This is a genomic window from Pseudomonas sp. GD03858 (assembly GCF_029840925.1).
GTDB lineage: Bacteria > Pseudomonadota > Gammaproteobacteria > Pseudomonadales > Pseudomonadaceae > Aquipseudomonas.
This window is the reverse complement of record NZ_JAOCDM010000175.1, coordinates 1-7,446: the sequence shown is the minus strand read 5'-3', so window position 1 is coordinate 7,446 and position 7,446 is coordinate 1. Positions and strand designations below refer to the sequence as shown.

At 60.7% G+C, this 7,446-nt stretch carries 8 protein-coding genes; 2 read left to right on the top strand and 6 right to left on the bottom strand.

From position 1 onward, the window contains the following. The 5 genes from N5D48_RS25310 to rplM all read right to left on the bottom strand — a co-directional run. Positions 1-772: cytochrome c1 (locus N5D48_RS25310; protein WP_279888805.1), on the bottom strand; the 772-nt coding region annotated here is incomplete at its 3' end. Beyond that, positions 772-1,983 (bottom strand): cytochrome bc complex cytochrome b subunit, encoded by a 1,212-nt coding sequence (locus N5D48_RS25305; protein ID WP_279888806.1) that lies wholly within the window; start codon positions 1,981-1,983, stop codon positions 772-774. The genes N5D48_RS25305 and N5D48_RS25310, both read right to left, overlap by 1 nt. Beyond that, complete coding sequence (gene petA / locus N5D48_RS25300; RefSeq protein WP_279888804.1) at positions 1,983-2,576, bottom strand: ubiquinol-cytochrome c reductase iron-sulfur subunit; 594 nt, start codon at positions 2,574-2,576, stop codon at positions 1,983-1,985. The genes N5D48_RS25305 and petA overlap by 1 nt, the downstream gene beginning before the upstream one ends. 265 nt (positions 2,577-2,841) lie before the next feature. Beyond that, positions 2,842-3,234 (bottom strand): 30S ribosomal protein S9, encoded by a 393-nt coding sequence (gene rpsI / locus N5D48_RS25295; RefSeq protein WP_003260797.1) that lies wholly within the window; start codon positions 3,232-3,234, stop codon positions 2,842-2,844. 14 nt (positions 3,235-3,248) lie between these two features. After that, complete coding sequence (gene rplM / locus N5D48_RS25290; protein WP_003260798.1) at positions 3,249-3,677, bottom strand: 50S ribosomal protein L13; 429 nt, start codon at positions 3,675-3,677, stop codon at positions 3,249-3,251. Positions 3,678-3,935: 258 nt separating this feature from the next. On the opposite strand from rplM, the gene N5D48_RS25285 reads away from it, so the two are divergent. Continuing rightward, positions 3,936-4,976 (top strand): NADP(H)-dependent aldo-keto reductase, encoded by a 1,041-nt coding sequence (locus N5D48_RS25285; protein ID WP_279888802.1) that lies wholly within the window; start codon positions 3,936-3,938, stop codon positions 4,974-4,976. Between the two features lie 233 nt (positions 4,977-5,209). Then, positions 5,210-6,106, top strand: a complete 897-nt coding sequence (locus N5D48_RS25280) for a GlxA family transcriptional regulator (RefSeq protein ID WP_167388431.1) — start codon at positions 5,210-5,212, stop codon at positions 6,104-6,106. A 106-nt stretch (positions 6,107-6,212) separates the two neighbouring features. Here N5D48_RS25280 and zapE read toward each other — a convergent pair whose 3' ends face one another. Then, the gene (zapE, locus tag N5D48_RS25275; RefSeq protein ID WP_279888801.1) at positions 6,213-7,307 is read right to left on the bottom strand and encodes a cell division protein ZapE; all 1,095 of its coding nucleotides are present in this window, start codon (positions 7,305-7,307) and stop codon (positions 6,213-6,215) included. Positions 7,308-7,446 lie beyond the last annotated feature (139 nt).

Here is a 7,446-nt window from a genome sequence, read left to right as displayed (position 1 = left end):
CGTCCTTCCAGTATTCGCGTTTGAGCAAGTAGGCGAACACGAAGAAGAAAGCCAGGTACAGCAACACATAGGTACCGATGCGCTGGCTTTCCAGTTTGACCGGGTTGGCCGAATAGGCCAGGAAGGTCACCAGGTTCTTGACCTTCTCGTCGAACTGCTCGGCCGTCAGGGTACCGGATTTCTCCTCCACGGTCAGCTGATCGCACGCTTCATGGGTCAGTGGGCTGCCGGTCAGCGGGTCGAACTGCTTCTTGCCGTCGACCTCGGTCTGCACCTGCTTGCAACCGATGACCTGGTTGCCCTGCAGGCCAACCAGCACGTTAGGCATGCCGACGTTGGGGAAGACCTTGTTGTTCACCCCGTATGGCCGCGCCTTGTCCTCGTAGAAGCTGCGCAGGTAGGTGTACAGCCAGTCGTTGCCACGCACCCGGGCGACCAGGGTTAGATCGGGCGGCGCCGCGCCGAACCAGGTCTTGGCGTCGTTGGGCTGCATGCCGATCTTCATGTGGTCGCCGATCTTGGCGCCGGTGAACACCAGGTTTTCGAGCATCAGCTCGTGAGGGATGCCCAGGTCGTCGGCGACGCGCTCGTAACGCTGGAACTTGGCGCTGTGGCAACCCATGCAATAGTTGGCGAACGTCCGCGCGCCATCCTGCATCGCGGCCTTGTCGGTCAGGTCGATATCGACCTTGTCCAGCTCCAGGCCATGCTCGGCGGCGAAGGAAAGGCCAGGCATCAGTGCCAGCAAGCATACTGCAATAAACTTTTTCATCAGCCAGTCACCCTTTCCGGAACCGGTTTGGTCTTCTCGAGCCTTGTGTAGAACGGCATCAGCAGGAAGTAGGCGAAGTACAACACCGTGCACACCTGCGACAGCAAGGTACGCCCCGGGGTTGGCGCCAGCACGCCGAGCACGCCGAGGATGACGAAGGCCACGCAGAACACCAGCAGGAAGATCTTGCTCAGCCAACCCTTGTAGCGCATGGAGCGCACGGGGCTGCGGTCGAGCCAGGGCAACACGAACAGCACGGCGATCGCCGCGCCCATGGCGATGACCCCTAACAGCTTGTCAGGCACCGCGCGCAGGATCGCGTAGAACGGCGTGAAGTACCATACAGGGGCGATGTGCTCAGGCGTCTTGAAAGCGTTGGCCTGCTCGAAGTTCGGTTTTTCCAGGAAGTAGCCGCCCATTTCCGGGAAGAAGAACACCACGGCGCAGAACACGAAGAGGAAGACCACCACGCCGACGATGTCCTTGACGGTGTAGTACGGGTGGAATGGAATGCCATCCAGCGGGATGCCGTTCTCATCCTTTTTCTTCTTGATGTCCACGCCATCGGGGTTGTTCGAGCCGACTTCGTGCAGGGCCAGGATGTGCAGCACCACCAGGCCGAGGATCACGATCGGCAGGGCCACCACATGCAAGGCGAAGAAGCGGTTCAGGGTGATGCCGGAAATCAGGTAGTCACCACGGATCCACTGGGTCAGGTCATCACCGATGACCGGGATCGCACCGAACAGCGAGATGATCACCTGGGCGCCCCAGTAGGACATCTGCCCCCACGGCAGCAGGTAGCCCATGAAGGCTTCGGCCATCAGCGCCAGGTAGATCAGCATGCCGAACAGCCAGACCAGCTCGCGTGGCTTCTGGTAGGAGCCGTAGAGCAGCCCGCGGAACATGTGCAGGTAGACGACGATGAAGAATGCCGAGGCGCCGGTGGAGTGCAGGTAGCGCAAGATCCAACCATACTCGACGTCGCGCATGATGTACTCGACCGAGGCGAAGGCCTCTTCCGCCGAGGGGGTGAAACTCATGGTCAGCCACACGCCGGTGACGATCTGGTTGACCAGCACCAGCAGTGCCAGGGAGCCGAAGAAGTACAGGAAGTTGAAGTTCTTGGGCGCGTAATACTTGCTCAGATGGTCTTCCCACATCTTCGTCGCGGGGAAGCGCGCATCGATCCACTCCATGAACTTGCTCATCATGCGTTCTCCTGATCGACGCCGATGACGATGATGTCGTCCGACTCGTACGAGTGCGGTGGCACTGGCAGGTTGAGAGGCGCTGGCTGGGACTTGTAGACGCGACCGGCCAGGTCGTAGTGGGAGCCGTGGCACGGGCAGAAATAACCGCCCACCCATTTCGGACCGAGGTCGGCCGGCGCCACTTCAGGACGGAAGGTAGGCGAGCAACCCAGGTGGGTACACAGGCCGACCAGAATGAGAATCTCGGGCTTGATCGAGCGAACCTCGGGGTTGACATAGGTCGGCTGCACCGACGCCTTGGACTGCGGGTCGGACAGGTCGCCTTCGATCTTTTTCAGATTGGCGAGGATCTCGTCCGTTCGCCGTACGATGAATACCGGTTGCCCCCGCCACTCGGCCACCATCTGTTGCCCGGGCTCGACCTTGGCAATGTTGACCTTCACCGGCGCCCCCGCGGCTTTCGCCTTGGCGCTGGGAAACCATGACCCCACGAACGGTACCGCAGCCCCCACTGCTCCCGCTGCCCCGACCACGGATGTCGCGGCTACGAGGAAGCGGCGCCGGCCTGCGTTGACGCCGTCATTGCTCATTCAGTCCTCTCCCATCAGCTTGCTTGGCCTGTTTGAACAGGCATCTACTTAGGTATGTCTGTGGCACCAAAATTTGGTCGTCATGGTAAGAAACAAATCCACACACTGACAAGGTGATTACCCGCTCGTCGGGCCACAACCCTCGCTTTGCTTGATCTGTGTCTATGCGACAAACGGCCACGGACTGACAGAGAGGTTAGTTCAAGACATAAAAAAAGCCCGGTTCCAAAAAGGAACCGGGCTTCTCTCGACTGCCGAAGCGGTATTAACGCTTGGAGTACTGAGGACGCTTACGCGCTTTACGCAGACCCACTTTCTTACGCTCAACTTCACGAGCGTCGCGGGTGACGTAGCCAGCACGACGCAGAGCGCCACGCAGGGTTTCGTCGTATTCCATCAGAGCGCGGGTGATACCGTGGCGGATCGCACCGGCCTGACCGCTGACACCACCACCGGAAACGGTGACGTAGATGTCGAACTTCTCAACGGTCTCGGTCAGTTCCAGCGGCTGGCGAACAACCATGCGAGCGGTTTCGCGGCCGAAGAACACGTCCAGGGAACGGTTGTTGATGGAGATGTTGCCAGTGCCCGGACGCAGGAAAACGCGTGCGGTTGCGGTCTTGCGACGGCCAGTGCCGTAGTTTTGAGTCGCCGACATAATGAACTATCCCGTTAGATCTTCAGTTCTTGAGGCTGCTGAGCAGTGTGTGGGTGAGCAGCACCCGCGTACACTTTCAGCTTGCGGTACATGTCGCGACCCAGCGGGTTCTTCGGCAGCATGCCTTTGACCGCGGTTTCGATAACACGCTCAGGGGCCTTGGCGATCAACTTCTCGAAGTTGATTTCCTTGATGCCGCCCGGGAAGCCGGAGTGGGAGTAGTACATCTTGTCGGAAGACTTGGCACCAGTCACACGGACTTGCTCAGCGTTGATGACGACGATGTAGTCGCCGGTGTCAACGTGAGGGGTGTATTCTGGCTTGTGCTTGCCACGCAGGCGGCTAGCGATTTCGGTAGCCAGACGACCCAGGGTCTGACCAGCGGCGTCGACTACGAACCACTCGCGCTTTACTGTTTCCGGTTTAGCAGTAAAAGTTTTCATTCTCTAAAGCCTCAGAGGCCGCCCAGCGAAAAAATAGACGGCGAATCTTACTGGATAGTGCACAGCTTGCCAAGGGCAAGCGCGCAGCCGAACGCTGACGCTTTTGGGGGCTCGGGTCGGGCACGCCAATGTTCGACAAAGGTTCTTCAGTCATGGTGGTGCATCACTTCCGCCACGCGAAGAGCTGCAGAATTATCCAGATTGCGCAAGAAATTTCAACCTGCTTTTATGGGCTTCTTTGCCTGGAGCGATTTTTTGATGGAATACCGCAAGCTTGGCCGTACCGACCTCAACGTCAGCGCCCTGTGCCTGGGCACCATGACCTGGGGCGAGCAGAACACCCAGGACGAGGCTTTTGACCAGATCGCCCTGGCCAAGGCCAGCGGCATCAACTTCATCGACACCGCCGAGATGTACCCGGTGCCGCCGCGCCCGGAGACCTACGCCGCCACCGAACGCATCATCGGCAACTGGTTCGCCGCCAACGGCGACCGTGACGACTGGGTCCTGGCCAGCAAGGTCGCCGGCCCCGGCAACGGCATCAGCCATATCCGCGACGGCCAGCTCAAGCACAACCGCCAGCACATCGTCGCCGCGCTGGACGAGAGCCTCAAGCGCCTGCAGACCGACCGCATCGACCTGTACCAGCTGCACTGGCCCGAGCGCAGCACCAACTTCTTCGGCAAGCTCGGCTACCAGCACCTGCCCCAGGACCTGTTCACCCCGCTGGAGGAAACCCTGGAAGTACTCGACGAACAGGTCCGCGCCGGCAAGATCCGCCACATAGGCCTGTCCAACGAAACGCCATGGGGCACCATGAAGTTCCTGCACCTGGCCGAAAGCCGCGGCTGGCCACGGGCGGTGTCGATCCAGAACCCCTACAACCTGCTCAACCGCAGCTTCGAGGTAGGCCTGGCGGAAGTGGCCATTCGCGAGCAATGCGGCCTGCTGGCCTATTCGCCGCTGGCGTTCGGCATGCTTTCGGGCAAGTACGAGAACGGTGCCCGCCCGGACAACGCCCGCCTGACCCTGTTCAGCCGCTTTGCCCGCTATTCCAACCCGCAGACCGTGGCGGCCTGCAGCCGCTATGTGCAACTGGCCCGCGACCACGGCATGGATCCGGCGCAGATGGCGCTGGCGTTCGTCACCCGCCAGCCGTTCGTGACCAGCAATATCATCGGCGCGACGAACCTTGAGCAGCTGCGCAGCGATATCGACAGCCAGGCGCTGAACCTGGGCGACGAACTGCTGGCGGCGATCGAGGCGGTGCATCAGGAGCAGCCGAACCCGGCGCCTTGAGCGCAGCTGCAAGCCTCAAGAAGAACAGCTTGCTTTTTCTTGCTGCTTGCAGCTTAAGGCTTGCAGCTTGATGAGAAAAATAAGACGATCCAGCCGGTGATTGACCACTATCCCATATAAGAACAATGACAATGATGTTTACCCAACCCTCCGCGTCCCTGCGGCGCGTCAGCATCCTGGCCATTGACAAGGTGTTCGCTTCGACACTGATGCAGGCCAAGGACTTCTTCCACTTGGCCAGCCTGCGCTACAGCAAGCAGCTGGGCCTGGGCCTGCAGCCGATGTTCGAGATCGGCCTGGTGAGCCCGGACGGCTTGCCCGTGGACAGTTTCAGCAACGTGCAGCTGCCGGTCGACAGCGGCCTGAACGACGCCGATGTGATCATCCTTCCGGCCTTCTGGGACGACTTCGACAACCTGCTGCAACGCTACCCCCAGGTCCTGCCCTGGCTGCGCGAGCAGCATGCCCGCGGCGCGGTGCTGTGCGCCGAGGCCAGTGGTGTGTTCTGGTTGGCCGAATCCGGCCTGCTCGACGGCAAGGAGGCGACCACCTACTGGCGCTTCTTCGCCAGCTTCGCCGAGCGCTTTCCGAAGATCCGCCTGAACCAGGACAAGCACCTGACCGACGCCGACAATCTGTACTGCGCCGGCGGCACCACCTCGGCCTGCGACCTGTACATCTACCTGATCGAGCGTTTCTGCGGCGCCAACGTGGCCCGCGCCGTGGCCCGCGACATCCTCTACGAGGTGCAGCGCAGCTACACGCCGGGGCGCATGGGCTTCGGCGGCCAGAAGCTGCATCAGGACCTGATCATCCTGCAGATCCAGCACTGGCTCGAGGAGCACTTCGCCGACAAGTTCCGCTTCGAGGACGTGGCGCGCAACCATGGCATGAGCATCCGCAACTTCATGCGCAGGTTCCAGAGCGCCACCGGCGACAAGCCGCTGCACTACTTGCAGCGCCTGCGCATCGAGACCGCCAAGGGGCTGCTGTCGAGCACGCGCAAGAGCATCAAGACCATCAGCTACGAGGTGGGGTACGACGACGCGAGCTTCTTCGCTCGGTTGTTCCGCCAGCATACGGAGCTGTCGCCGAACCAGTATCGGCAGCAGTTCATGCAGGAGGCCTGAAGGTAGCTGCAAGCGTCAAGCTGCAAGCCACAAGAAAAAGCCAGAGCAGTACGCGATCTGCTCTGGCTTTTTCTTGTGGCTTGCAGCTTGACGCTTGCCACTGCCCTCAGGGCTTGTGCGCCCGCGACAGGAACTCGTGGGACTGCATTTCCAGCAACCGGCTCAGGGTGCGCTGGAACTCGAAGCTCAGACGCCCGCCAGTGTACAGATCCTTCAACTCCACTTGCGCCGAGATGATCAGCTTCACGTTACGGTCGTAGAACTCGTCGACCATGTTGATGAAACGGCGGGCGATATCGTCGGTGGTCACGCCCATCTGCTCGACATTGCTCAGCAGCACGGCGTGGAAGATCTTGCCCAGCTCGATGTAGTCGTTCTGGCTGCGCGGCCCGTCGCACAGGGCACGGAAATCGAACCAGGCGACATCGTCGCAGGTGCGCAGGGCGTGGATCGGGCGGTTCTCGATCATCAGCACGTCGTTCTCGACGGCCTGGGTGCACTCCGGCGTCAGCGCCTTGAAGCTGGCACGCATGCTTTCATGCGCCGCCTCGTTGAGCGGGAAGTGGAACAGCTCGGCCTGCTCCAGGTGGCGCAGGCGGTAGTCCACGCCGCTGTCGACGTTCACCACGTCGGTGTACTGCTTGATCATGGCGATGGCCGGCAGGAAGCGCGCGCGTTGCAGGCCGTCCTTGTACAGGCCGTCCGGGACGATGTTGGAGGTGGCCACCAGCGACACGCCGTTCTTGAACAGCTCTTCCATCAGGGTGCCGAGGATCATGGCATCGGTGATGTCGGAGACGAAGAACTCGTCGAAGCAGATCACCTTCGCTTCGTCGCTGAAGCGCTTGGCGATGATGGTCAGCGGGTTCTTCTCGCCCTTGAGGGTCTTCATTTCCTCATGCACACGCTTCATGAAGCGGTGGAAGTGCGTGCGCATCTTCTGCTTGAACGGCAGCGCTTCATAGAAGGTGTCGACCAGATAGGTCTTGCCTCGCCCTACCCCGCCCCAGAAGTACAAGCCCTTGACCGGCGTCTGCTCCTTCTTGCCGAACAGCTTGCCGAACATGCCCGGCTTGTTGTTCTGCGCGCGTACCAGGTCGTCGTACAGGCGCTGCAGGTGACGTACCGCAGTTTCCTGCGCCGCGTCATGGAAGAAGTCGGGGCGTTTCAGATCTGCTTGATATCGTTCTAGGGGCGTCATGATTTCGTTAGCGAGGCAACAAAAAACGGGCCGTCACTGTAGCGACCGGCCCGCCTGATGGCAATGATACATGCGACCACTTGCCTCATTACCTGCAATGAACCAGCGTACCACGCCCCCCTGTAGGAGCGGCCTTGTG

Excerpts from the sequence above, each read along its gene's own strand:
- N5D48_RS25305 (WP_279888806.1), bottom strand. The coding sequence starts at position 1,983 with ATGAGCAAGTTCATGGAGTGGATCGATGCGCGCTTCCCCGCGACGAAG.
- petA (WP_279888804.1), bottom strand. The coding sequence starts at position 2,576 with ATGAGCAATGACGGCGTCAACGCAGGCCGGCGCCGCTTCCTCGTAGCC.
- rpsI (WP_003260797.1), bottom strand. The coding sequence starts at position 3,234 with ATGTCGGCGACTCAAAACTACGGCACTGGCCGTCGCAAGACCGCAACC.
- rplM (WP_003260798.1), bottom strand. The coding sequence starts at position 3,677 with ATGAAAACTTTTACTGCTAAACCGGAAACAGTAAAGCGCGAGTGGTTC.
- N5D48_RS25285 (WP_279888802.1), top strand. The coding sequence starts at position 3,936 with ATGGAATACCGCAAGCTTGGCCGTACCGACCTCAACGTCAGCGCCCTG.
- zapE (WP_279888801.1), bottom strand. The coding sequence starts at position 7,307 with ATGACGCCCCTAGAACGATATCAAGCAGATCTGAAACGCCCCGACTTC.